The organism is Shewanella sp. 10N.286.48.B5, from assembly GCF_002874355.2.
Taxonomy (GTDB): domain Bacteria; phylum Pseudomonadota; class Gammaproteobacteria; order Enterobacterales; family Shewanellaceae; genus Shewanella.
The window spans coordinates 2806931-2830977 of the sequence record NZ_MCVG02000001.1 but is presented as its reverse complement, the minus strand read 5'-3'; the positions used below and the strand labels follow the sequence as shown (position 1 = coordinate 2830977).

Here is a 24047-nt window from a genome sequence, read left to right as displayed (position 1 = left end):
TATGGCTAAATTAGCTGCCTGGGGTAAATTGGCTTACACCAATATCATCATCAGTTTTGTGTTTGGCTACGATATCTGACGGACGTAAACTTCGACGTAAATCCATCTCGTCTTCGCCACGAATAAATACGCCGCGCAGCGAGTTTGTATATACATCAACAATTTCAACATCCACAAAACCGCCAATACACTTAGGATCAGCTTCAAAGTTCACTACGCGGTTATTTTCAGTACGGCCGCGAAGCTCCATAGGGTTCTTAACTGAAGGGCCTTCAACTAAAATACGTTGAACAGTGCCTAACATTTGGCGGCTGTAGCGCATGGCTTGTTGGGTAATACGGTCTTGTAAAATCGCTAAGCGCTTTTTCTTTTCTTCCATGGTGACATCATCAGGCAAATCAGCCGCTGGTGTTCCTGGACGGGCGCTGTAGATAAAGCTAAAGCTGTGGTCAAAACTGACATCTTCAATCAACTTCATGGTGTCTTCAAATTCAGCATTTGACTCACCAGGGAAGCCGACAATGAAGTCGGAACTGATTTGGATATCAGGGCGCGCTTTACGTAAACGACGAATAATTGATTTATATTCAATTGCCATATGACCACGTTTCATATTAGTTAGAATGCGATCTGATCCCGATTGCACTGGTAAATGTAAGAAACTCACCACTTCAGGGGTGTCTTCATAAACATCGATAATGTCTTGTGAAAACTCAATGGGGTTACTCGTTGTGTAACGCACACGGTCGATACCATCAATTGATGCCACTAGACGCAATAACTCTGCGAAGGTGCAAATATCATCATCATGGGTAGCACCGCGAAAAGCATTCACGTTTTGACCAAGCAGGTTTACTTCACGTACACCTTGTTCAGCAAGTTGTGCGATTTCTAAAATGACATCATCAACCGGGCGGCTAACTTCTTCACCGCGGGTGTACGGCACTACGCAGAATGAACAGTATTTACTGCAGCCTTCCATAATAGACACAAACGCCGATGGACCGTCAGCGCGAGGCTCAGGTAGGCGATCGAATTTTTCAATTTCAGGAAAGCTCACATCAATAACTGCTTTATCGCCATTATTAATTTGGGTGATCATCTCAGGTAAGCGATGTAAGGTTTGTGGGCCAAAAATAATATCAACGCACTGAGCACGTTCTTTAATGGCTTTACCTTCTTGTGAGGCAACACAACCACCTACACCGATAATTAGATTAGGTTTTTTGTCTTTGAGGGTTTTCCAGCGACCAAGCTGATGAAACACTTTTTCCTGCGCTTTTTCGCGAATTGAACATGTGTTTAGTAGCAGTACGTCTGCTTCTTCAGCATCCTCAGTCAAGGTATAACCTTGATAATCGTCCAGCAAGTCAGCCATTTTAGATGAATCATATTCATTCATCTGACAGCCCCAGGTCTTTATGTGTAGTTTTTTACTCATCAGTTACGCCGTTCTATTACCACAGAAAAATAGCCGAGTATTTTAACTGCACAAAGGCTCGCTGGCTAGCCTTTGTGCACACTTAAGCGGCATTATTCTGAAATGACTAATACCCCTATATTTTCAGGGTGTTTATCTATTTGGGCTAACTCATTTGATTGATTGGTAAAATAGCCAAATTGTTTCGCCATTGTGACGTTATCTTGTCTTGCTTGAACAATTATTTTTTGCGCTAGCTCTCTATTAAACTGCGTAAGCATTTCCGTGGTTTGTTGATATAAGGCATAATCGAAGGATGAACGGTGAATAACCGTAATGGTTTCCATCGGTTGTACTTCGGCTTGTGCTGTCATTGGCATAATGGCTGCGCCAGCAACAAGCCCTGCAAGTAGCGGCATAGTATAGAGTGACTTAGTAAACTTTTTTACATAACTCATTAACGTATTACGGCTGCTTGTTAGTGATTTAAGGGTTCCATTATTAGATTGTACATAGGTGCTTTGACTGAACATACTATCCTCTCTTACCTTGGCATTTAAGGGGTTGGTTGCAAGGCATGTCATACTAGACAGTCTCAGTATAAGGTAAGGTTTGGTGGTTAAAGTTTAACCAGTGTAAGCAAGTGTTGCTCAAACTCAAGATAGCAACATATCGACACAATCGAGGCGTTACAGACACCTTTGTACATAGTTTCAATGACACTTATTGGCATAATAATCGTCACAGTCAATGTTGTTTCAGTATTACAGCTTTTTTAAAGGTAAATAGACAATGCATCAAGCATCGAATGTAGTTGAACATGATGTCGTCATCGTTGGCGGTGGTATGGTGGGCGCAGCTGTAGCTGTAGGATTAGGTCAGCTTGGCTTAAATGTTGCCATGGTTGAAGCATTCGCGCCTAAAGCCTATTTACCTGAGCAGCCGTTAGATTTGCGCGTATCAGCTATTAGTGTGGCCTCTGAGCAATTACTTGAACGCTTAGGTGTCATGGAGCAATTACGCACTATGCGTCATGTGGCCTATAAAGGTTTAGAAACCTGGGAGCTCGATGATTGCATTACCCGTTTTCATGCTGATCAGATCGATGAATCACATCTGGGCTATTTTTTTGAGAACCGCTTAATTCAACTGAGTCTGTGGCAGCAAATTGAAAAGATGGACAATGTGCATTGTTATTGCCCTGATAGCGTTGCTAAGTTCGAGCGTATTGAAATGAGCAATAGTGACGTAAAATCATTGTCTCAAGGAATTAAAGCGACCCTTAAAAGTGGCGTTGAATTACATGCATCATTATTAGTTGGCGCAGATGGGGCTAACTCACAAGTAAGACAATGGGCCGGTATTGGTATTACTGGCTGGGATTATGCTCAGTCAGCCATGCTCATTAATGTTGAAACTGACACCGCGCAGCAAGACATAACTTGGCAACAGTTTACCCCTCAAGGGCCACGCTCATTACTGCCATTACCGGGTAATAACGCCTCATTAGTATGGTATGACAGTAATAGTCGCATTAAGCAGCTTATGCAGCTCAATCATAAACAACTGGCTGAGCAAATTAAGCTTAACTTTCCATCAAGGCTTGATGAGAACTTTACCGTTATAGCTAGAGGCAGTTTCCCGCTCACAAGACGTCATGCCCAAGATTATTGCCAAGATAATATTGTGATTTTAGGTGATGCAGCCCATACCATTAACCCGCTTGCAGGGCAGGGCGTCAATATTGGTTTTAAAGATGTCGATGTATTGATTGCAACCATTGCCGATGCCGTAGGCAATGATAAACCTTGGTGGACAGCATCTTGTTTAAAGCAGTATCAATGCAAACGTTATAGCGATAATTTATTGATGATGTCAGCAATGGATGCATTCTATGCAGGCTTTAGTAATGATTTATTACCAATAAAACTGTTAAGAAATGGGTTGTTGAAACTGGCAAACTACGATAATCCGATCAAACAGAAAGTGCTTAAATACGCATTGGGTTTAGCGTAACTTATTCTATTTAATCAGCAATCACGCCTTCCCCCACCACGCAATTTCTAATGGCGGTTAACTATATTCACTGTGAACTTTTTCACAGTGAGGTTATCCCCATTCTGTCTAATTATCACAGTGTATTTGTTGAGTTCAGTTTTGAGTGTTAAAATGCCGCGCTTTAGCGCCTTCAAATCACAAAATCTTAGTCTATAACTATTAAGATGGATAAATGATATTGAAGATAACGCAGTCATTTAACCACTGAAATTGAGTGCTAATGAGTCAAATAAAACTAATTGTCGGCCTTGCTAACCCAGGTGCAGAATACGCCCACACTCGTCATAATGCGGGTGCATGGTATGTACAAGAGTTAGCGCGTTTATGTGGCGCCACCTTAGCGCCAGACAGTAAATATTTTGGCTTAACCGCCAGAGTCACTATTGATGGTAAAGATGTGCGTCTACTTATACCTACTACGTTTATGAATTTAAGCGGTAAGTCAGTGGGCGCATTAGCGAACTTTTTTCGTATTTTACCTGAAGAGATATTAGTGGCCCATGATGAGCTTGATATGGAGCCGGGCGTTGCCAAGTTTAAATTGGGCGGCGGTCATGGTGGTCATAACGGCTTAAAAGATATTATTGCTAAGCTTGCCAATGAAAAAGGCTTTTACCGATTACGTATTGGTATTGGTCACCCTGGAGATAAAAACCGCGTCAGTGGTTATGTCTTAGGTAAAGCGCCAGCGAGCGATCAAGAAAAGATGGACGCAGCAATAGATGAAGCGGTGCGTTCAACTGAAATATTGTTTAAACAAGACATGGCGAAAGCGATGCACCGATTACACACATTCAAAGCGCTCTAATTAGCCGCGCTTTGATTATTGATTTGACACAACTTACCACTTCCTAGGTGAGTTTAATTATATAAAGGTAAAAATATGGGTTTTAAATGCGGCATTGTGGGTTTGCCAAATGTTGGTAAGTCAACACTATTTAATGCGTTAACTAAAGCAGGAATCGAAGCTGCTAACTTCCCGTTTTGTACCATTGAGCCAAATACGGGTGTGGTTCCAGTACCTGATCCACGTTTAGATGCATTAGCAGCGATTGTTAATCCAGAACGTATTTTACCGACTACAATGGAATTTGTGGATATTGCAGGTTTAGTTGCTGGCGCATCAAAAGGTGAAGGTTTAGGTAACAAGTTCCTAGCTAACATTCGTGAAACGGATGCCATTGGTCACGTTGTACGTTGTTTTGAAGATGACAACATCGTTCATGTTGCTAACAAGGTTGACCCTGCAGGCGATATTGATGTTATCAACACTGAACTTGCGTTAGCGGATTTAGACAGCTTAGAGCGTGCTATCTTCCGTCAGCAAAAGCGCGCTAAAGGCGGCGACAAAGATGCTAAGTTTGAAGTAGAAGTACTTGAAAAAATGCGTCCAACTTTAGATGAAGGCCAAATGCTGCGTTCATTAGAGTTAAGCAAAGAAGAAATGGCTGCAATTGCCTACCTTAACTTCTTAACCCTAAAGCCAACCATGTACATTGCTAACGTATCTGAAGATGGATTTGAGAATAATCCACATTTAGATGCTGTTAAAGCCATTGCCGCGACAGAAAACGCCGTGGTGGTTGCAGTATGTGCCGCTATTGAGTCTGAGCTTGCTGAGATGGACGCTGAAGAGCGTGATGAGTTTATGGCAGACCTTGGTCTTGATGAGCCAGGGCTTGATCGCGTTATTCGTGGTGGTTATGAATTATTGGACTTACAGACTTACTTTACTGCAGGTGTAAAAGAAGTAAGAGCATGGACTGTGCCAGTAGGCGCCAGTGCGCCACAAGCTGCTGGTGTGATCCACACCGACTTTGAGCGTGGCTTTATTCGCGCCCAAGTAATGGCCTATGATGACTTTATCGAGTTTAATGGTGAAGCAGGTGCTAAAGAAGCAGGTAAGTTACGCGTAGAAGGTAAAGCTTATATCGTTAAAGATGGCGATGTAATGCATTTCTTATTCAACGTATAAATAGTATTTGTAGACTTTAATTAGTCAAACAAGCGGTCGAGGTTAACTTTTTTGGTCAAATATGCCGATTTGCTACGCAGTTTGGTGAACTTATAGCCGAACAGTGCCAATTGATGAAAATAGCTAAAAAAAGCAGTTGACCTCGATACGCTGAATAAGCATAATACGCCCCGTCCTCACGACGAGGGCAACGAAAGATAAAGTGGCAATGTAGCTCAGCTGGTTAGAGCACAGCATTCATAATGCTGGGGTCGCAGGTTCAAGTCCCGCCATTGCTACCATCTTCTCAAGATGTCAAACTAGAGATTCGCTGGTTAGTTAAAGCCGCAAGGTTTTAGAAATATGACTGGCTACCTTCTCAAGGTTAAATGAGCATCGTGTTCTGGATGTTAAACAGAGTCAGTGCGGGAGTGGTGGAATTGGTAGACACGCCAGATTTAGGTTCTGGTGCCGTAAGGTGTGAGAGTTCAAGTCTCTCTTCCCGTACCATTATATAGAAAGGCTGGCATTAGCGGGTTTTTCGAAAAAGCTTTAGATTGGGATATCGCCAAGTGGTAAGGCACCGGGTTTTGATCTCGGCATCCCCAGGTTCGAATCCTGGTATCCCAGCCATTTTAAAGTAAGTAGACAAGATTATTGGGATATCGCCAAGTGGTAAGGCACCGGGTTTTGATCTCGGCATCCCCAGGTTCGAATCCTGGTATCCCAGCCATCTTAGGCAATGTAGCTCAGCTGGTTAGAGCACAGCATTCATAATGCTGGGGTCGCAGGTTCAAGTCCCGCCATTGCTACCATGTTTAAAGGTAGATTAGTGGGTAACGCTATGCTACTTAGTTAGAAAAGAGCAACAACAGAGTTTACACTATATATAATTAGTGTATATTCTGAGAAAGATTTGATGCGGGAGTGGTGGAATTGGTAGACACGCCAGATTTAGGTTCTGGTGCCGTAAGGTGTGAGAGTTCAAGTCTCTCTTCCCGTACCATCAAATTTTTTCAATATGTAAACCTTCCTTTATGAAAAGTTATACATAACCAATTTTGGGATATCGCCAAGTGGTAAGGCACCGGGTTTTGATCTCGGCATCCCCAGGTTCGAATCCTGGTATCCCAGCCAAATTTAGCCTCACGGTTAAAGCAAGAGCCCGTCTTATGATGGGCTTTTTGTTGCCTGAAATTTATGATTTATCTTCTTATATTTATCCATTATCACTTATCGATTGAGGCATATGATTATTTTTGTATGATGGATAAGTCATACGTTCCAAATTATTACTTTCTAAATTATTACATTCAGAGTCTGCCCAAAATGCCAATTAATCCAATTACAGAGTCAATGTGGCCTGAAATCTATAAACTCCAATCGCAAGTGTATGTGGATATTGAACCAGAGCCGCTCGAAGTCCTTCGGGATAAATGGCAGCATTCTGCTCACTGCTGTTTTGTCTATCAAAATGAAGAGCAAAAGGTAATGGCTTATTTATTGGCTCATGTTTGGGCTAATAAAACGCCTCCTAAGCTCTATCAGACACTTTCTGAGAAAAAGGATGGTAGTCAGTTGTTTCTACATGATTTAGCGGTATCTGCTCTATTAAAAGGCTCTGGAGTCGGTAAGCAAATGGTTGAGCAGTTAAAATTAATTGCTAAGCAATACAATTACTCACAAATACAACTTGTGGCAATACAAGGCTCAGTCCCTTTTTGGCAAAAAATGGGCTTTGAGATTGATCATGAGCAGGCGGCTAACGCAAGTTATGGCCCTGATGCTAAGATCATGAAACAAGTGCTTTAATCAGTTTTACTTTTTAAGTCTTAAGCAAATAAAAAAAATACGGCCAATTGGCCGTATTGTTAACTGATAAAAATTAATTAATCATTTATCGCTTACTTCTGTCTAGCTGGGTAAGAAGTCGATCGCCCAAATGGTTGTCATTGTTGCAACATCTTCTGCAGGGAAGGTGATTGAACGTAACACAACCTTTAGTTGGCGCTCTAATTTGGCATTGTTAAGCTGGCTTGATTGAATATCAACCCGACTAATGCTGCCATTAGGCAGGATCTCAATCTCAAACATGACTTTACCTTTGAGGAAAGGGTCTTTACGCAGAGCTCGATTATACAAGGCATATAAACGTGCTTTGTTCGCCTCAAGTGTGCGGCGTAATGCTGCCTCTGAACGTTGGCTTCCCGCAGAAGCCAGTTGCTCTTCCTCGGCAATTGCCCCTTGAGTAGCTAACACTTCCTCTTCTGCCAACCTAATTTGTTGGGTGTTTTTAGTGCTTAAAGCATCTGACGCAACGGTTTGATTGACGGTAGAGGTGGTTAAACTCTCACTTTGGGTATTGGCCGAAGCTGCTAACATCTTACGTTTGACTTTCACTTCTTGCGCCTGCGTTTGTTCAAGGGCACTTTGAGATGCCGGCTTGATATCAAACGCTTCACGCATTGAAAAAAGCTCATCTTTCATGGCTGCTAGCCCTGAAGTTTGTGCTTTTTCTTTTGCGGCCTCACGGGTCATTGTCGGCTGTACTATTGGTTTTTCAACAGGTTTATCGACAGGTTTCTCTTCAACCTTTTCCGGTTCTTTTTCAAGTTCTGGCTCAGGTTCAGGAATAACTTCTGGCTTTTCAGGCACTGGAAGTTGTTTTTCTTTAAGCATTATTTTCGCTAACTGCGGTGGTAATTGCTCTTTAACTTCTCTTGGCACTTCAACTTGCTCAAGTAAAGGCACACCGATGCCGAACACAGCGTAAATGACCAGTAGTAACACTAAGATCTGTTTAAATAACCTATCTTGTTTACTGGGCTTAAATAAATCACCTATGTCGTTAAAGCTATTACCATTTGGGCTACTGCCATTAAACGAATGGGATAAGCTTGCTGCTGTCATGCTAACTCTCCTCAGCCGTTTTACTGGCTTGGCGTTCCACGGCTAATGACATATTTCTATATCCCGTTTCAGCACAAGCAGCCATAATTTGCTTTAACGCCATATAAGGTGTGCTGCTATCGCCAATAATGGTGACGGCACGGCCTTTTTCCTTTTCTGACTCTGTTAACTCAGTACGTTTACTCGCTTGGTATGTAAGCTCAGTAGTCATCGCTTCGATAAACTCAAGGTTTTCTTGTTCACTGAAGTTAGGCTTATCAGCACTATTTTGCCAAACAGCTCGCTCTTGGATAAGCACTGTATCTTTAAGTACTGTGATAACCAGGTTTTCAACTGGCAGTTCTTCAGCAATAGAGACAGGTAACTTTATCTTTTCGATATTTTGTAGAACGCGTACTTCAGATTGATTCACAATCAAGAAGAATACCAAAATCGTAAAGATATCCATCAAGGCAACTAAGTTAAGTTTGCCACCTGATTTAAAGCGCTTATGGTGCTTAGCAAGTCGTTTAGCTCTGGGTGATTGCTTCATGATTTGCCTCCTGTGGTTTCACTTACTTGTGTTTCAGCAAGTGATTCTTCAGGTGCATCGCCTAATGAGATAAGCGGAAACAGTTCAGCATCGACTAGGTTAGCCGCAACCACTGCTTTGTATGAGCGCACGGTATCCATTGCAGTCACAATGGTCTGATAATCGATATCAGATTCAAGCAAAAGCACTATGTCATTTTTATCGATTTCTTGTTGTTGAAAAGTCAGTTTAAGGTCTTGTAAGTACACAGACAAAGCCTTGAAATCATAACCTTGTTCTGTTGTTTCAAAACGTTTAAGTAATATGCCTGCAGGGTAGTTGAGTTCAAGACTTTGCTGAGTAATGACCAGTTCCAATACTTTGGGTTCTTGATCATCTTCAGCTTGTTGAGACTCTGACATAACAGGCAATTGCAGATTTAGTATCCGTACTTGTGAAAATACCAAACTCAGTAATAACACAGGTACGAGCACGATCATCAAATTCATAAATGAAGTGATATCGAGTTCTGCATCTTCGGTATTAGGGCGACGACGGCGTCTCATAATTATTAGCCTCGGTCCGAATCCGCTTGCTTAGAAAATGACAGTGAATTAAGTAATTTAATGCCAGCCATTTCAATTGAATCAACAATAGTCGCAGTTTTAGTTTGCAGTGTTGAGTGAAATAGAATTAGCGGAATAGCGGTAATAAGACCAAATGCAGTGGTGTTCATTGCAACAGAAATACTGGAAGACAGCAGGTTAGCTTTTTCAGCTGGATCTGCACTGGCTACCGCAGAGAACGCGGCAATCAGCCCCATAATGGTACCCAGTAGACCAAGTAGAGTAGCAATATTGGCTAAGGTAGCAATAAATGGCGTGCGCTTTTCAAGTCTCAACATGTACTCCATGATGGTTTCTTCCATGGCGTATTCCACATCTTCACGGCGATTAGCTTGTGAAATTCTGACGATACCAGATTGCAAAACATCAAATACTGGGGCTTTATTATTTTGCGCATGTTGACTGATTGTCGCGACATCACCGCTTTTAAGTGCTTCTTTGATTAACGAGAATGCTTTTTGGTTAGTGCGATGAGCTGAACTGAGATATAACCAACGTTCGATAGTGATGGCCAAACCGACGACTAATACTAGGGCGATAGGGTATATGAACGGGCCACCATTTTGTAAAAATGCAATGATATGGTCGGTAAAACTCATGATATTTTCCTTTTTATAGAGTCGAACGAAGTTGTTTTTGACTCGTCCTAAATGTAGTTATTTTTTGTTACTGCTTTTTTGTTACTGCTTCGGGTTAAACTTTTATCTTGGTGAATACACCCTTTATTGTTTTGATGAAGTATTCACACTGAAATCACGTACCTCTTGTTGGAACTTTTTAGGGTTAATCGGTTTGAATTGCGGCAAGATGATTTGCATATTGTTATCTTGTATTGCTACAGGATTGGTTATGCCTTGCCAAGGCATGATGTAAAGCACTTTGGGTTGCTCTTGCGTGCCGGTCACTTTACTTTCAATTAATACGGGTTTGTTTGCTGTGCTGACGTTTTCAGCGGCATTAAGCTGGTCCATGCTAATGACTGATAGCAGCAAGAGTGTCATAACAGCAATAACAACTGCGTTCACACGGTATGTTGTCATCGGGGTTAATGAACTAACCATCTTATCCTTCTCCTTGTTGCAAATTGAGCCCAGCTCGCTGAATTTTTATTTCAACGCCAGCCAACCATCGCTGGGCTTGAACATCATCAGGTTTTAGCAATAAATAGGATTGATAATAACGTCTCGAATCCAATAGTTTTCCTCGGTATAGTTCGAGCAAAATAGCGAGGTTAACTTGTGCTTCTGGATAATTAGGCCAAATAGATAATGCGGTTAAATAATCTTTTTCTGCCTGTTCAAATTGACCTTGCTTTCTTGCTACAAGGGCCTTCAACTGAAAGGCGTAAGGGTTTTTATCGTTAACGGCAATGGCTTGATTTAACAAAGATTCAGCCTGACTAAAGTCACTTTTATTAATGGCGATTAAGGCTTTGTTTACTAATGCACCTGATAGGGTTGGCTGCGCCAAGAGTACCTGATCAAATAATGCATCAGCTTGATCAAATTGCTGTTGTTTCATCAGAGCAAGCGCATCTTGATACTGAGTTAACACCGTACTGGGTACATTGGTTAAACGTTGCTGTGCTTGCTCAGCATATAAGTTGTAATTGTTGGCTGTTATGTCATTTAAAGCGCCATTACTTGTTGTTTGCTTGTACGAGCTGTTCTCTACAGAGCCATTTACCACAGAGCTAGCATTGCCATCATCTGTGTTAACCATATCCACCATACTGCTATCTAGGGCGTCAATACCGTTAGCTTCGGCGTTTTCACTCGCTTGATCATTCGTCATCGTTGAGCATGCAGACAAGATCATTAGGCTGAAACCCAGTAATAACTTGATGGTGACATGAGCTGAAAAAAGTGTGTTATTCACTTTATTGTTCACTTTATTATTCACTTTATTGTTCACTCGCCTGTTTACTCTCTTACTTAAAGGTTTAGTGAATTGATTCAACGACATCATGTGTCACCTCCTGTTTGTTATATAACGCAGGTGACAGTTCAGTTAAGGTTGTGAAACTTTTGCCAATCCATTGGTCATAGATATTTTGCCAAGCTCGCTCAGTGTTACTGATATGAATTTCAATAGCCTTTTCCTCAAATGGATAGGCGAGCTCTTCAAGCAATATTTCGTACTCTTCCAGCGCTAATTCATCTAGGTCACTAGGGCGCTCAGAGTCCATAACATCAGCCGCTAACTGGCGATACATTTCAGCTAAGTTAAAGGTTGCTTGCGGCACATATTGTGCTCGTTGAAAGTCCAACACTTGCTGGTAATAATCAATAGCTTGTTTCATCGCGTCTTGTTTACGCTTCAAGGTTTTATTTAATGGCGCGGTTAGCTTAATCGCGATAAATGTTTGCTGGTGTGCTTGGGCTAATTCAGAAGCTGCAATAGAGGCAATTTCAATTTCTCGCCCAGCAAAGGTATTCGCTTTAGCTTGCTGCTTGGCGTGGAAGGTTAATATCTGGCGATACCAGTAATATTCCTTGTTGGGCTCGTTAGAAACTTGATAAAACTCGCTCATTTTAAGGCGTACTTCTTGTGCTACATCAAAAGGCTCAGGGTAATCTTTAGCGTATGTTCGATAGGTTAAGCGGGCTTTTTCGGTTTCGTCTGCTTTGAGGTAGTACTCCGCTGCAGTATATTGCGCTTCACGCTTTAGCGCTCCTTTGGGTTCATTGGCAACAATAATCAACAGTTGTTCAGCAGCTAATTCCCATTGTTCTAATGCTTCATATGACTGAGCAAGTTTTGCTGGGATTGATGCACTGAATTGATGTTTAGGATAACGCTTTTGAAATGGCACCAATACCGTAATAGCTTGTTGCCATTGCTGTTGCGAAAGCAAGATATTCGCCGCTTCAAACTCGCCACTGACTGCATATTTTGATTCAGGCACAGCTTTGCTAATCCGTAATAAATCGACAACAGCAAGTTGCGGATTGTCGTTCTTGTTAGCCTGTGCTTGGAAGTAAATGCTTGATGCTAATAAATCGCGCATTTCAACTCGTGATGTCGCTTGCTGCGCTGTCGGTGTTTGACTGACACTTAAATATTTTAACGCCAGATTATAAGATTGCTCAGCAAGGGCATATTGGCTTTGCTGATATAACCCGTGAGCATATAACTGAGTCACAAGTTGTACTTGTTTTAATTGAGTTTTAGGCAGCTGTTTACCGTGCTGTACTGGGTTGATAACACTTGATTTATCGAGGGCGATATAAGCCTGACGTTTTTGTACACTGGCTAATTCATCAGGTGTTTGCCGCGCTACTACCGCTATTTGTTCTGCACTTTTCTCAGAGGGTTGATTAATGACACCGTGAGTCACCAATACAAATTCGCTGAACTGGGCTAAATCCAGGTGGTTTTTCGATGCAAATGAATATTGGGCGCCGTGAGTTGCAAGCTCTAGAGCGCGTTTATCATCTGGGTAGCTGGCGATAAACTGTTTATCTAAGGCGACCCTCTCTTGGAGAACTACCTGAGTGCTATCCAAATTTGCATTAGCTTGATTTTGCAGCGGTGTTAGGATTTCTCGAATTGTGATTGTGGTTGCATAAGCCGCCTGCTTTTTGAGGGCTATCTGCTCTTGGTTTAGCTGCTTATTTGCTTGGCTTAAGTGATCAGCTTGTTGGTTTGCCTGGTCTGCTTGAACCGATTCATCAATAGAACTGATTTCACCATAAGCGATAGTTTTATAACTGTTAAGTGCTTGTCTAAATTGCTGGGCTTCAAAATTAGCATCAGCAAACAGGTATTCATCAGTGTGAATATCTTTGCTGAGTAAGCTGCTTGCCTGTGGCAGTTTTGCGAGTTGTAAGTAGGTACTTAATGCATTTGCTGCCGCTTTAAAAGCGCTTACTCGGCCAATGCCTGCAGGCTGATTTTGCGCGTTGGCGTAAACTCTGCGGCTATGCTCATCACTAAATGCCAGTAAATGAGGTAGTAACTCTTGTTGATGCTTTGCACTTGCTTGACTCCAAAAAGTGCTATTTAACCCGTATTGGTTAATATAATCATTTTTGAGTTTATGCATTGAAGCAAACTTACCTTGGCGCTGATAAAGCTCAAGTAAAGCCAATGAGTAACGAGCAGACCAAATGTTATCTTGTGCCAAATCGATATAGGCTTGATAGGCCAGCTCTGCATCATGTTGCAGCTCTTGTTTTAGTAAGAATTTTGCTAAGTTATCAAATAGAACATGTTGATAAATAGGTAAGTAACGCGTGTCTTGTTTTGATGTCACCAGTGCAACTAAGGATACGGATTGTTGCTGCTGACTGAGTGAAATACTTAACACTCGCTGCGCATCAATTGCTAGGTTTTGCTCGCGACTGCTCAAACTGGCAAAACTGAAATCCGTTGCGGTTAACTCATTTTGCTTTGGTTTATGGTTAGCTAAAATCGTATCGAACACGGCTAAAAAGGTACTATCAGCCTCAGGTAAGCGATTCAGTTTAAACAGTGACCAGCCAGACATATAAATGCTGTTGAGTAAATATTTATCATTGTTATCAGCTGATTGAACCTGTTTATAAGCGCTTATCGCAGCAGGGTAATCTTGCAAGTTGTAATAGATTTCGCCGCGCCTAAAGTTAAGCTCCGCTAAATATTGAGTGTTAGGGTAGCGGGATAATAACGATTCCATCTCGATTAAGCTTTCATCTAGCTGGCCTTGCAAATCTAGCGCTTTTGCCAGTTGATACTGCAGATGCTCGTTATCAGCGCGATTAGGGTAGCGCTGTAATAGTGTTTGATACTCAGCGATTAATTTTACTAGCTGTTGATCGTTTTGCTTGAATTGTTGCAAAGCTTTTTGCTCTGCAGCTAACGGGTTAACCCCTGTATCTTCATCAAGAACTGTGGTTTCAAGCTCACCAAACATTTGCTCTTCAAGATTTTCAGTCTTAATTTGAACCAGACGATATTCAACGTGTGTTCTGACTTCTGGGTTAGGTTCTAATGTCAGTAATTGCTGATAAATTTGCGCAAGTTTTTGGCTTCGCTGCGCTTTTGTCAGAGCAAGTGAGTCCAATGAAACTTGGGGTTGTTGTTTGGCTAAATCAGTTAATGTCGCTCTTTTGGGATTGTTATTAGCTTGAGTATCTAGGGTGCTTTTACAACCGCTGGCGCCAGCAATGATCATGCAGCTAACGAGTAGAGATAGCGTTGGTTTTGATGGGGTCATTATAATTTCTCCCCATTTATAACAGGTTGGGACATTTGCTCTAATACAGCCGCCATTTCATGGCGAGAGGCCAGTAATAACTGTTCAAGCTGAATTTGTTGCTCAGAAACAAAGGCTGAGATTTTTTGTTGAATTTGAGCTTTGGTTGAGGATTCAAGTGCTGCGATATTTTGAATTGTTGTAACCAGTCTCGTTTCTGCTTGAGCTTGGCGCTGCTCAAACGCAGTGGTTTGTTGCTGAGAATTGGCTAACTGAGCAAAGCGTTGTTGCTGCAGACTTACCAGTACGAGTTGTTGGTCGACTTGTTTAAGTAATTTTTTATGTTGCCATAACCTTTGAGGAAATTGCTGTTGCAACTCCCAGTTAAGGACTGCTTTAACGCGGTTTAGTCTTTGTTGATACTCTTCAGTGCTGCGCTGACCACGAATAGCCTTGATAACGTTTTCACTTTCATTGACGCGTTTAAGCCATGCTTGCTCTGCGTCATTGGCAAAAATATCTGCGTTTTCTTGTGCCTCAGCCTCAGTAATCATTTGTGCTAACAGCTGCTTTTGATTGGTTAACTGCTGAATCAATTCAGGATACTGGGTTTGGCTTTGCTGTTCGATGATGCGAGCTTGACGCTGTTTATTGAGTGTTAAGCTCTCTTTTATCCAGGCATTTTTTTGCTGCTGACGGTCAATACTGCTCGTTAGCAGTGATAACTCAGATAAGGTATCAATATCGTGTTTCAGCTCTGGATTTTCTAAGGCTTTTTGCAGCCATTGACCATTAGCTCCCGTTTGAGCGTTTACATTACTGTTGAACAATAATGGCGTTAATTCTGTTTGCTTAATATCGGTATGAAAGCGTGCTAAGTCAGCTAATTGTTCAACATAGAGTTGCTCGGCTTGTTGATAGCTATATAGGCTCTCAGAAAGTGTGTTTTGCTGTTTGATTTGAGCAGAAATGAGTAATGCTGATTGCCAACCGAGCTGGGAGTATTGATAGTCACGTTTTAATAAATCAAGCAATGCCAGTGAAGTGTCATATCGCTTGATCTGCTGAGCTGAGAAGGCAAATAGAAATAGTGCAGACTCAGTGTAAGGACTGTGCTCAGGAAAATCTTGTAATTGATCGAATGCTGCTTGGTATAGACCTTGTTTAACATACAGTTGGGCTAACAATAATTGAGCATAATCATTAATGGCTTGCTGCTGGATTTGTTTGTCTGCCTTTAATTCATCAGCTGTCATTATGCTTATGTCAGTGATTTCTTTATTAACATTTTTACTAGAAACTTGAGCTCGTTGTTGTGGACTCTTTTCGGTAAATAAGCTTTGCCAGAAATTCGTTTCAGTTGCTGCTACGTTTATGTTTTTAATGCGTACCAGCAGTGTTTCTGCGCGTTGATAATCCTTTGCTTGCATCAATTGCAGTGCTTGGTTAAGCATGACGTAAGCAGATAATGCTGACTTTGCAGTTAATTCAGTATCTGCTTGGTTTGATCCTGCGTATGACTCATCAAGTATTTTCGCTGAAGGAGTTACAGATGCAGGCCAATATGCCAATTGATGTAGGATCTGATATTGCTCAGCATATGAAGCAGGCAGTTGAGTGATATTAGCGAGGGTTTGCTGGGCAGCACTGTGTTTACCTTGCTCTATTTGTTGTTCTGACAACTGTAGTAGTGCGATAAGCTTTAGCTCATCAGCTGAGGTGGCAGTTTTATTGCCTTGCTTATCTTCGGTTGGTGGCTCAATACCTGCCAACTTATCGTTTGCTTGTTGTTGAATTAATGCTTGCTCGAACGTGGCCAACGTCTCAGTAGCTTGATGATGTAAACCGATGGATACCTGTAAGCCAGCTTCAAACAAATGGCTTTTTGCGGTATCAGCATCAAAGCGCTGTCTGTTTAGGCTAACTTGGCTTAATGCGGCGTTGTAATCACCTTCAAAATAAAAGTATAAGGCTTGGCGATAAAGTTTATTGCGCAGGTTAGCTTGCTGAGCAAGGGTTAAATTAGTTGCAGCCGTTGAATGAGCAACTTCAGTTGGTTGCTTATTTAGCTCATCAGTTGAGACATAAGCGGGCATATCAGCACTGATAGCTGCAGTTGAAAAACAGCCGCTAACGATAAGCAGTAATATCGCTTTTAGCTGAGGCGTTGCTACTGCATAGCGGCTAAAGTCAGGGAAAGCTTGGTTCATATTAACTGGCATAACCGTTATAAAACCCACTCTTCAACTTTCACATCTGCACGATAACTGGATTCATTATCTTCAAGTTTCAATTCCACCATCACGGTTTCATCTGTCTTTTCAAATTGATGAGTAACTGCTCTTTGTACGGTGCGACCTTCTGCATCAACACCGGTAAAAATAGCGGTAAGCTGATGCTGTCCCATTTTCAAATTGCCCATATAGACTTTTTGAATGCCGCCTTTTTCCAGTGCACGACGTTGGCGTTGGGTATATAAAAAACCGGCTACATTTTGCTGATTAATTTTTAGCTCGACACTGTCTAGGGTAAAAAAACGTCCAATATCCACTGACACAAATACAGCTATTTGAGTGCTTGCGGGGAACAATAAGTCTTCTTCAAGAATGAATAAATCACGATTTAATTTAATGACTTGGCTTTTGATGTTTTCAAGATCGCTTGCTACCTGACTCTGACTATCAGCGCTAACATTACCATTAGTCATTGCATTAGCACTCGCGTCATTATCAGTATTGGCTAACGCGGCATTTGGCTGCATCGCGCTCCAGAAAATGGCTATAAATAGCCCCAAAGTGAGCCATATTTTAAAATTTGTAGATGACTTAACAGTGTTACCCTGCGCTGTACCTTGTCCAGTACCTTGATCTGTGTTGTTCATATTTCTACCTTGAAAATGGGCTAAATCGCTAACATTACGCAAAATGATTAAAAGTAAACGCTATAAAAAGCGCGGATGACGTTAGCGGAAAAATTGTAAAACGGTTCGTTACCTACGCCACCATCAGCAGTGGGATCTCTAAAGTTGTTGTAGTCGAAGGTGATGTAGTCCCATTGAATACTGGCTTCTGAGCGAGTATCTCTAAAAGATAAGCTTTCAGGCATTAAATATGTGACACCTAGGCCTAAGGTTAAGTCATTAAAGTCACTTAACTCTTTATCGCGGGCTAGGTAGTTTTGTGCATCTTGATAAGGGAATAAGTCACTATAAAATTCAGCTTGAGTTTGCTGGTAGTAACGCACTTTAAATTCAAGTTCTAAGAAGTCACCAATAGGGTGGCGGTATCCGAGTTCGACATCATTAGCATCAATTTCCCAGCTGTCGTTGAAGTAGCGATAATGAAAAAATAACGCCGCGCGATAGGGCAGAAAGTAGCTTGCCGATAATTTGGTTGAAAACGAGTTACGAGTCTCTGGATAGATTTCAGACTGATAGCCAACACCGGATGGGTTAGTTGTATCTATGTAGCGTACCGTACGGTATGGGTTATTGAGGTAACCTTCGTCAGCAATGGCTTCAAAGTTAAGTTGCGCGGTTAAGTTGCGAGTTAAAATTTGACTTATGCCTGCGCGAATACGGTACTGCTGGCTTTGTTCTTCAAATTGGTCATCGCCATTGCGGCGTATTTCATTATCACCATATGACACACCAAGACTTAAATTGGTTAAATCGCCAAAGGTATCTTGAGATACATTAACACTAAAGGATTGTGCGAGGTAATCGTCTTCATCACTCTGGCGGGCATTAAAGGTCATTAAGGTCTTATCGTTGAGGTATTCGACCCCAATTTGGCCTTCATGGCGCTTTTCGCTATATGGACTTGCTGTACTGAGCACATCTACAGAGGCCGAAGAAATGCTATCGAGGTAGTAGTAGCCAGTAAACGCCAATGATTCTGAGGTCTTTTTTCGAAGCAATACCGAAGGACCGTCAATTTTCATCCCGCCGCCTTCATAGCTGTGATAAAGCACATCAGCGCGATCAGGCTCTAGCACTGCTGCTAGGCTGAGTGGCGAGCAGAGAATTAATCCTGTCAGTGTGGCTGTCTTTAATAAGCACTTGAGCATCTTAGTTACAACCACAGCCACCGCCTCCAGTTCCTTCTGCTCCGCGAGCAGACTCACGGGCCTCCAATACATGCGCTACGTGCATATTGGCAATGGGGTGCCTACCAAATCGCATAATAGGATCGGCAAGGTTTTGGCGTTCATAAGGTTTTACCCAAGGTTCTATGTCTAAACTTGAGCAGCCCGATATTATGAATAGTGACGACAGGGCCGTTATGAGCATGAGCATTTTTTTGATTGGATTCATCATAGGGTTACTCTCTGATCAGCTTTTTAATCGCAGCGGCGTATTTTTTCTCGTAACCGTCTTGATAACCTAAGAACACATATCGCACTTTGCCGTCGCGATCGACAATCACAGTCGTTGGCATGGCTTTTACATCGTAGGTCTGAGATAGGCTGTTTGTTTCGTCAAAAAAGATGTCAAAACTTAAATTAAGATCGGCTAGAAAGTCTTTACCTGCTTGGTTTTCTTGCTCAACATTGACGCCCCAAACGGCAACGCCTAAATCTCGATATTTGTCTTCAAGCTTTTGCAGTACTGGCATCTCTTTTCTACAAGGTCCACACCAAGATGCCCAGAAGTTAATCAGGATGATATTGCCGCGCTGCTCAGAGAGTTTAAGGTTCTCACCTTGCATGTTTTTTAAGGTGAAATCTGGTGCCATATCGCCTTCTGATAACGCATTGGCTTGAATCGATACACTTAAAGTAAATAGGGTAAACAGGGCAATGAACCCACGCTTAAATAACATCATTGATAATCCTTTTTTTCTTACTATTTAATTTTTGTTTAACTCTTTTTCGAGCTAGGTTGTGACCAACGGCTATAGATTAAAAATAAACAGCAATACCGGTAGAAAAGGTTAAATTGTGCGTCGTTTTTGATGAGCCTGTTATTTGAGTGTCAAAGATGTAGTCACTCATCGCCAGATCCCATGCAACCCAGTCATTGAGAAAAACACGGTAGTTAGCGGTTAAGTTCACCGTAAATTGTTCATCACCGGCAAACTCAGTGTTACCACCACCGACTTCAATGGAGAACACACTGTTAAAGACTAAATCTTCACTGAAAAATATTTCACCAGGCAGAAGGTTATAACCAATATTGAGGCCGTAGTAGGTCATTTCGCGCTCTTCATCTGTCAGTAAAGGCGCGGTATTAGCAAGCTTCTCAAAACTGGTATATCCGCCTTCAGCGACGGCATATCTGCCTTTGACATAAAAGTGTTCACTGATGTGATACCCCAGATGTGCACTAATCCAAGGGCTATTTTCAAAGTCCTCAATTGACATCAAGCCACCTTGAATACCGACCTCGAAATTTTCGGTATCCAATACATCATCGAGTACTTCGCGGCGCTCAACATCGGCTTTAACTCCGACGGTATTTGATTGGCTAGCTTCAGCTGAAAGTGCAATGGCGCTATAGCCCATGCCTAAAGTGACGATACTTAGGGTTAAACAAGATTTAATTGCGTTTTTTACCATGGTATTAATGCTTATTTTTGTTGTTATCGCTGTTTTCATCATTGCCTTCATTATTCCCATGCCCATTAGAAAAAGACGCTAAAGCCGACTTTCCAAGATTGAAGTTGTTCATTTTCATCTCTGTCGGTTAAGGCCAACGAGAGTTTATATTCGGCGCGTAAGATAAAGTTACGTGCGAGATGGTATTTAACCCCAACCGCTGCACTCATTAAGGTGCTTTGACGTGATTCAGAATCCGCGATAACACTGTGAGGCTTAGTGTTGATAATGCCGCCACCTATGCCAATGTAAGGGACCAAGGTAAATTCAGGAAAAGGATGGCTGTAAAGCATGGCTTCAAATAAGTCACTATCAGAAATGCTACCTAAGGCTTTACCTGCAGATATTTCAGCACTAAAAACAGGGGTGAAAACATAGCCTAAGTGCACGTTATAAAAGTTAGCGCCTTCAAGGTCGCCATACATTACGCCCGATTCCCAGTCTCTTTGCATAAAGGCTTCAGTGCCAATGACATGCTGGTTAACCGCTTCACCATGTTGGCTGAGTCCGCGTAAGTCATCTTCATGAAACCAACCTTCAATGCCACGCTTATCACGGACTTTGAGCCAAGATGTTCGTTTGAGTAGTACACTGACCTGTTCATGTTGCTCAACAACATGTACGACGGGATAGCCTGCACTTGGGCCTGAATGAAGCTCAACAAAGGGAACATCAATGGTTAACTGCGCCGCCGAGGATTCAGCGTGAGCAAGGTTGGAGTTCAATAACGTTAAACAGAGTAATGTACCTGCCAACATGAATTTGAATGGGCAGGCGAAATTAAACATAGTTTCCTTTTTGTAACATCATCAGTCCTTGTTTATTGTTGTTTTTATTTGGCTTTTAACTTTGTTGTTATCAAGGTTTTTCTTATCAAGCCGTCTCTTACCAAGGTTGCTCTTATTATGGCGGCTGTTATCAAAAGCCTTTTCGACTAATCTTGAGCGTAAAAAGGGGTGTTGTAATACTGAGCCCCAATATCTATCCATTCGCTTAATAATTTAAGTTCGTCGGCTGTCAGCATATTTTGATGGGTTTCATCATTCATGGTATTAAAAAACCTGCTACTGGCTCTGGCACCATTAGTCGAGATAATTGCTGGTACATTCACTGTGGTTAATACAGGAATTGGATTACCTTCGGCATCGAGTATCAATTCACCATCGGCATCCAGTTGATAAACCACGTTACCATCGGCATCTAGCACTTCGACTAGTTTGTCGATAACGATCCCATCCACTTCTTCTTGTTCGACATCATTAAAAAATAACTCACGATAACTCGTTAGGTGAGCGATTTGATCTATTGATGGAGCTGCAATCAATTCAAGCTGACCAGCTGGCACCTGGGCAAGGTTATTATCATCGACATTGCTATGGCACACGGTGCAAGTGTTATTCGCAAGGACCTCTAAGGTGTCTTCGTCTATGGCTAAACGAGGTAAATCCCAAAGGGGCTGAATATGTTCTTCATAGTTGATTTGAATGCGGCAATATGGGGTCCAATTATTAAAACATTCACTGCCATTTGGTGCAGGGGTTGTTAAGTTTTCATAACTCAGATTCATACTCGGGTTTGGCGCTGAGATAGCTGGATTAGTCCAAATATCATCGTAACGTAGGCTCGCCGATAGCTCTGCAATGCCATTGACCATGGCATCGGCCTGCGCCATGGTTTGACCTTGTATTGGAATAATATTGCTGCTGGCATTAGGGTATGCAGAGCCACCAATCGCCCCTGTGTTAATGCTGTCTGCTTGGGCATCATAACGGCCATGAGGTAATTGGCTGTTAGCCGTGTGACAACCCATACATTGCAGGGTTTCACCGGCTTGTAAACTTATCCATTGGCTGTGGCGACCACCAATGCGTTGGCCGTTGCTATCTAAGACACTGATGGCCAATGGCACATTTGCAGGGACTTTAATTTTCACTGAGCCGTCTGGCTGAATTGGGGTGTAGCCAATAACTTCGCGCATTAATTGATTTCGGCTGCGGCCAAAATCGGTATTGGCAATATCTCGAACTTCATCAGGTGGCATAGGTACGCCGCGGACGACTTTTAAAAAGCGCGCTGGTAATTCACTGGCTGGGGTTAATGAAGGATCGCTTAATCGACTAATACCGCCTTGATTACTGCTGCTGTCTTGACCATCAAAATCATATACGCTGCGAATGTGAATTGCCGCAGCGAGTTCTTGGTGCAACTGTGGATCAAGTTCATTACCAACCACTTGATCGGCGATAAAGGCTTTAGGTTGCGATGAAGGCTGCATCACTAACGCTTCAGTAATCACTTTACCTTCTTCGCTATTGGCGACTAACTGCTGAGTACCGTCGGCATCGTTAAGTAGCCAAAGCTCATATAAGGGATCGGCAAGTGTTAAGGTTTGATCCAGTAACTGTTCATCAGTTAATTGACCACATGCACGGATTTGTTCTTCAACAACAACCCGACAAAGATCCCAACTCAATAAATAACGTTGGCTGTTATCAGGTAATGGATATAAATGAGTTAAGCGCCCAGAAGGAGATAGCGCGTCTGCGAAGTTAAATTTAAAATCAAAACTGAGCGGTAAATCGCTTATGGCATTGTTAGTTGTGTTGTCGGTTTTGCCCGATACCGCAGTGGCTTGCTGGTTATCAATATACTCATCGATATTGATTGTCACAGGCCTTTTTTGATAACTCATTTCATCCTGTGATGACAGCAGCATCAGTATATTGCCATTTGGTAATTGCTGCGGTTTAACAAACTCAATTTGTTCATCTTGCTCATCGAGAGTCATTTGATGAGAATGCCAGCCAAACATTAATTCATTCTCGGTGCCATCTGGATTCATTTTGTAGAGGTTAATACCATGGTCGCCACCCATGTCATCCCAACGGCTATAGAGGATTTGACCATCTTGCAATACCAGTGGGTAGAAATCATGACTAAGATTGAAGGTCAGTTGCTCAATACCGCTACCATCATCGTTCATTAAATGGATGTTGAACGTTTCGTTATCGCGGCTTTCATCGAGAGCGGTGTATTGCGGTTTACCTTCATCGAGTAAAATGGCTCGTGATAAGCGCTGGCGGGTTGAGGCAAATATAATCCGTCCATCAGGGAGAAAGGATGCCATCAAATCATCACCTTGTTCGGCGGTCGTATCACTGTCTATTAATCGGGTCAGTGATTGGTCTGATAATTGGTAACGCCATATATTCCAACTTGGTTGCTCATCTTCGTCGGCATCAGCAATTTCTGGCGCGCGAATAGAGACTAAAAATTGTTGACCATCATCAGATACTGATAAATCACGAATATCTATGCGTTGGATAGTATCAGGATCTTCGGTGATTAAATCGGCAAAAAGTTCGGCGGTGATATTGGTAACGGGTGAGTCAGTAAACGCATTTCGTTTTACAAATAATTGTGCCCCAGGATTAAATTGGCTTGGGTTTCTACTTTGAAAACTAGCGGATTCTGGGTTGTCATCACTGGGCTGGGTAATGAGATCGCGCTGAATGTAAACCACAGGGTATTCAACTAAAACAGGATCAGGCTGTTCATCCTTAAGCGCTGTATCCGTGTTACAACCGCTAACAAGAAGAAACGCCATTAATGCTTGATAAATAGAAGCTTTATAGCCTAAAACTTTATTGTCAAAAGTTTTACGGCCTAATCCCTTTAAGCCGAAAAATGGCTTCATTTATTACCCTTAATATATAATTGTTATTATTGTTATCGTTACATAGTTAAAATGTAATAACTCTTGACATTATTGCCGCCTAGTCTCAGTGTTT

The 24047-nt window shown here is 42.0% G+C and carries 21 protein-coding genes and 7 tRNA genes; 11 read left to right on the top strand and 17 right to left on the bottom strand.

What is annotated here, in order from left to right:
• Positions 1-10: 10 nt before the first annotated feature.
• Positions 11-1441: a tRNA (N6-isopentenyl adenosine(37)-C2)-methylthiotransferase MiaB gene (gene miaB, locus BCU57_RS12205; RefSeq protein ID WP_102438981.1), complete on the bottom strand. Its 1431-nt coding sequence runs from the start codon at positions 1439-1441 to the stop codon at positions 11-13.
• 92 nt (positions 1442-1533) lie between these two features.
• Positions 1534-1953 carry a hypothetical protein gene (locus BCU57_RS12200; protein ID WP_102438979.1) on the bottom strand — a complete coding sequence of 140 codons (420 nt, stop codon included), beginning with the start codon at positions 1951-1953 and terminating at the stop codon, positions 1534-1536.
• A gap of 259 nt (positions 1954-2212) precedes the next feature.
• Between BCU57_RS12200 and BCU57_RS12195 the strand changes: the two genes are divergently transcribed.
• The 11 genes from BCU57_RS12195 to BCU57_RS12145 all read left to right on the top strand — a co-directional run bounded on the left by BCU57_RS12195 (position 2213) and on the right by BCU57_RS12145 (position 7244).
• Positions 2213-3436, top strand: a complete 1224-nt coding sequence (locus BCU57_RS12195) for an FAD-dependent monooxygenase (RefSeq protein ID WP_102438977.1) — start codon at positions 2213-2215, stop codon at positions 3434-3436.
• Positions 3437-3698: 262 nt separating this feature from the next.
• A complete protein-coding gene (pth, locus tag BCU57_RS12190; RefSeq protein WP_102438975.1) occupies positions 3699-4286 on the top strand; it encodes an aminoacyl-tRNA hydrolase in 588 nt (195 codons plus the stop codon).
• A 75-nt stretch (positions 4287-4361) separates the two neighbouring features.
• Positions 4362-5453: a redox-regulated ATPase YchF gene (ychF, locus tag BCU57_RS12185; RefSeq protein ID WP_102438973.1), complete on the top strand. Its 1092-nt coding sequence runs from the start codon at positions 4362-4364 to the stop codon at positions 5451-5453.
• A 204-nt stretch (positions 5454-5657) separates the two neighbouring features.
• A tRNA-Met gene (locus BCU57_RS12180) sits at positions 5658-5734 on the top strand.
• Between the two features lie 123 nt (positions 5735-5857).
• Positions 5858-5942 (top strand) — tRNA-Leu (locus BCU57_RS12175).
• Between the two features lie 48 nt (positions 5943-5990).
• Positions 5991-6065: transfer RNA gene (locus tag BCU57_RS12170), tRNA-Gln, on the top strand.
• 25 nt (positions 6066-6090) lie between these two features.
• A tRNA-Gln gene (locus BCU57_RS12165) sits at positions 6091-6165 on the top strand.
• Positions 6166-6170: 5 nt separating this feature from the next.
• Positions 6171-6247, top strand: a tRNA-Met gene (locus BCU57_RS12160).
• A gap of 106 nt (positions 6248-6353) precedes the next feature.
• Positions 6354-6438 (top strand) — tRNA-Leu (locus BCU57_RS12155).
• Between the two features lie 56 nt (positions 6439-6494).
• Positions 6495-6569: transfer RNA gene (locus tag BCU57_RS12150), tRNA-Gln, on the top strand.
• Positions 6570-6761: 192 nt separating this feature from the next.
• Complete coding sequence (locus tag BCU57_RS12145) at positions 6762-7244, top strand: GNAT family N-acetyltransferase (RefSeq protein WP_102438971.1); 483 nt, start codon at positions 6762-6764, stop codon at positions 7242-7244.
• 102 nt (positions 7245-7346) lie between these two features.
• Here BCU57_RS12145 and BCU57_RS12140 read toward each other — a convergent pair whose 3' ends face one another.
• The 15 genes from BCU57_RS12140 to BCU57_RS12070 all read right to left on the bottom strand — a co-directional run bounded on the left by BCU57_RS12140 (position 7347) and on the right by BCU57_RS12070 (position 23953).
• Positions 7347-8342: an AgmX/PglI C-terminal domain-containing protein gene (locus BCU57_RS12140; protein ID WP_102438969.1), complete on the bottom strand. Its 996-nt coding sequence runs from the start codon at positions 8340-8342 to the stop codon at positions 7347-7349.
• 1 nt (position 8343) lies between these two features.
• Positions 8344-8874: an ExbD/TolR family protein gene (locus tag BCU57_RS12135; protein ID WP_102438967.1), complete on the bottom strand. Its 531-nt coding sequence runs from the start codon at positions 8872-8874 to the stop codon at positions 8344-8346.
• The gene (locus BCU57_RS12130) at positions 8871-9419 is read right to left on the bottom strand and encodes a biopolymer transporter ExbD (RefSeq protein ID WP_102438965.1); all 549 of its coding nucleotides are present in this window, start codon (positions 9417-9419) and stop codon (positions 8871-8873) included. The genes BCU57_RS12135 and BCU57_RS12130 overlap by 4 nt, the downstream gene beginning before the upstream one ends.
• A gap of 5 nt (positions 9420-9424) precedes the next feature.
• Complete coding sequence (locus BCU57_RS12125) at positions 9425-10078, bottom strand: MotA/TolQ/ExbB proton channel family protein (RefSeq protein ID WP_102438963.1); 654 nt, start codon at positions 10076-10078, stop codon at positions 9425-9427.
• 123 nt (positions 10079-10201) lie between these two features.
• Positions 10202-10540: a hypothetical protein gene (locus BCU57_RS12120; protein WP_102438961.1), complete on the bottom strand. Its 339-nt coding sequence runs from the start codon at positions 10538-10540 to the stop codon at positions 10202-10204.
• A 1-nt stretch (position 10541) separates the two neighbouring features.
• Positions 10542-11447, bottom strand: a complete 906-nt coding sequence (locus tag BCU57_RS12115; RefSeq protein ID WP_102438960.1) for a tetratricopeptide repeat protein — start codon at positions 11445-11447, stop codon at positions 10542-10544.
• The gene (locus tag BCU57_RS12110) at positions 11422-14679 is read right to left on the bottom strand and encodes a tetratricopeptide repeat protein (protein WP_102438958.1); all 3258 of its coding nucleotides are present in this window, start codon (positions 14677-14679) and stop codon (positions 11422-11424) included. The genes BCU57_RS12115 and BCU57_RS12110 overlap by 26 nt, the downstream gene beginning before the upstream one ends.
• On the bottom strand, positions 14679-16880 hold the full coding sequence (locus tag BCU57_RS12105) for a CDC27 family protein (protein ID WP_133149376.1): 2202 nt from the start codon (positions 16878-16880) through the stop codon (positions 14679-14681). The genes BCU57_RS12110 and BCU57_RS12105 overlap by 1 nt, the downstream gene beginning before the upstream one ends.
• Positions 16881-16885: 5 nt before the next feature.
• Complete coding sequence (locus tag BCU57_RS12100) at positions 16886-17539, bottom strand: AraC family transcriptional regulator (RefSeq protein ID WP_198589561.1); 654 nt, start codon at positions 17537-17539, stop codon at positions 16886-16888.
• Between the two features lie 47 nt (positions 17540-17586).
• A complete protein-coding gene (locus BCU57_RS12095; protein ID WP_413211432.1) occupies positions 17587-18783 on the bottom strand; it encodes a DUF3570 domain-containing protein in 1197 nt (398 codons plus the stop codon).
• Positions 18728-18949, bottom strand: coding sequence for a DUF4266 domain-containing protein (locus tag BCU57_RS12090; protein ID WP_368506495.1), 222 nt, complete (start codon positions 18947-18949; stop codon positions 18728-18730). The genes BCU57_RS12095 and BCU57_RS12090 overlap by 56 nt, the downstream gene beginning before the upstream one ends.
• Positions 18950-18980: 31 nt before the next feature.
• Positions 18981-19484, bottom strand: coding sequence for a TlpA family protein disulfide reductase (locus BCU57_RS12085; RefSeq protein ID WP_102438952.1), 504 nt, complete (start codon positions 19482-19484; stop codon positions 18981-18983).
• 76 nt (positions 19485-19560) lie between these two features.
• Positions 19561-20217, bottom strand: coding sequence for an outer membrane beta-barrel domain-containing protein (locus BCU57_RS12080; protein ID WP_241901126.1), 657 nt, complete (start codon positions 20215-20217; stop codon positions 19561-19563).
• A gap of 65 nt (positions 20218-20282) precedes the next feature.
• Positions 20283-21044, bottom strand: a complete 762-nt coding sequence (locus BCU57_RS12075; protein WP_102438950.1) for an SH3 domain-containing protein — start codon at positions 21042-21044, stop codon at positions 20283-20285.
• Between the two features lie 146 nt (positions 21045-21190).
• Entirely contained in the window at positions 21191-23953 is a 2763-nt protein-coding gene (locus BCU57_RS12070) for a PD40 domain-containing protein (RefSeq protein ID WP_102438948.1), read from the bottom strand.
• Positions 23954-24047: the final 94 nt, after the last annotated feature.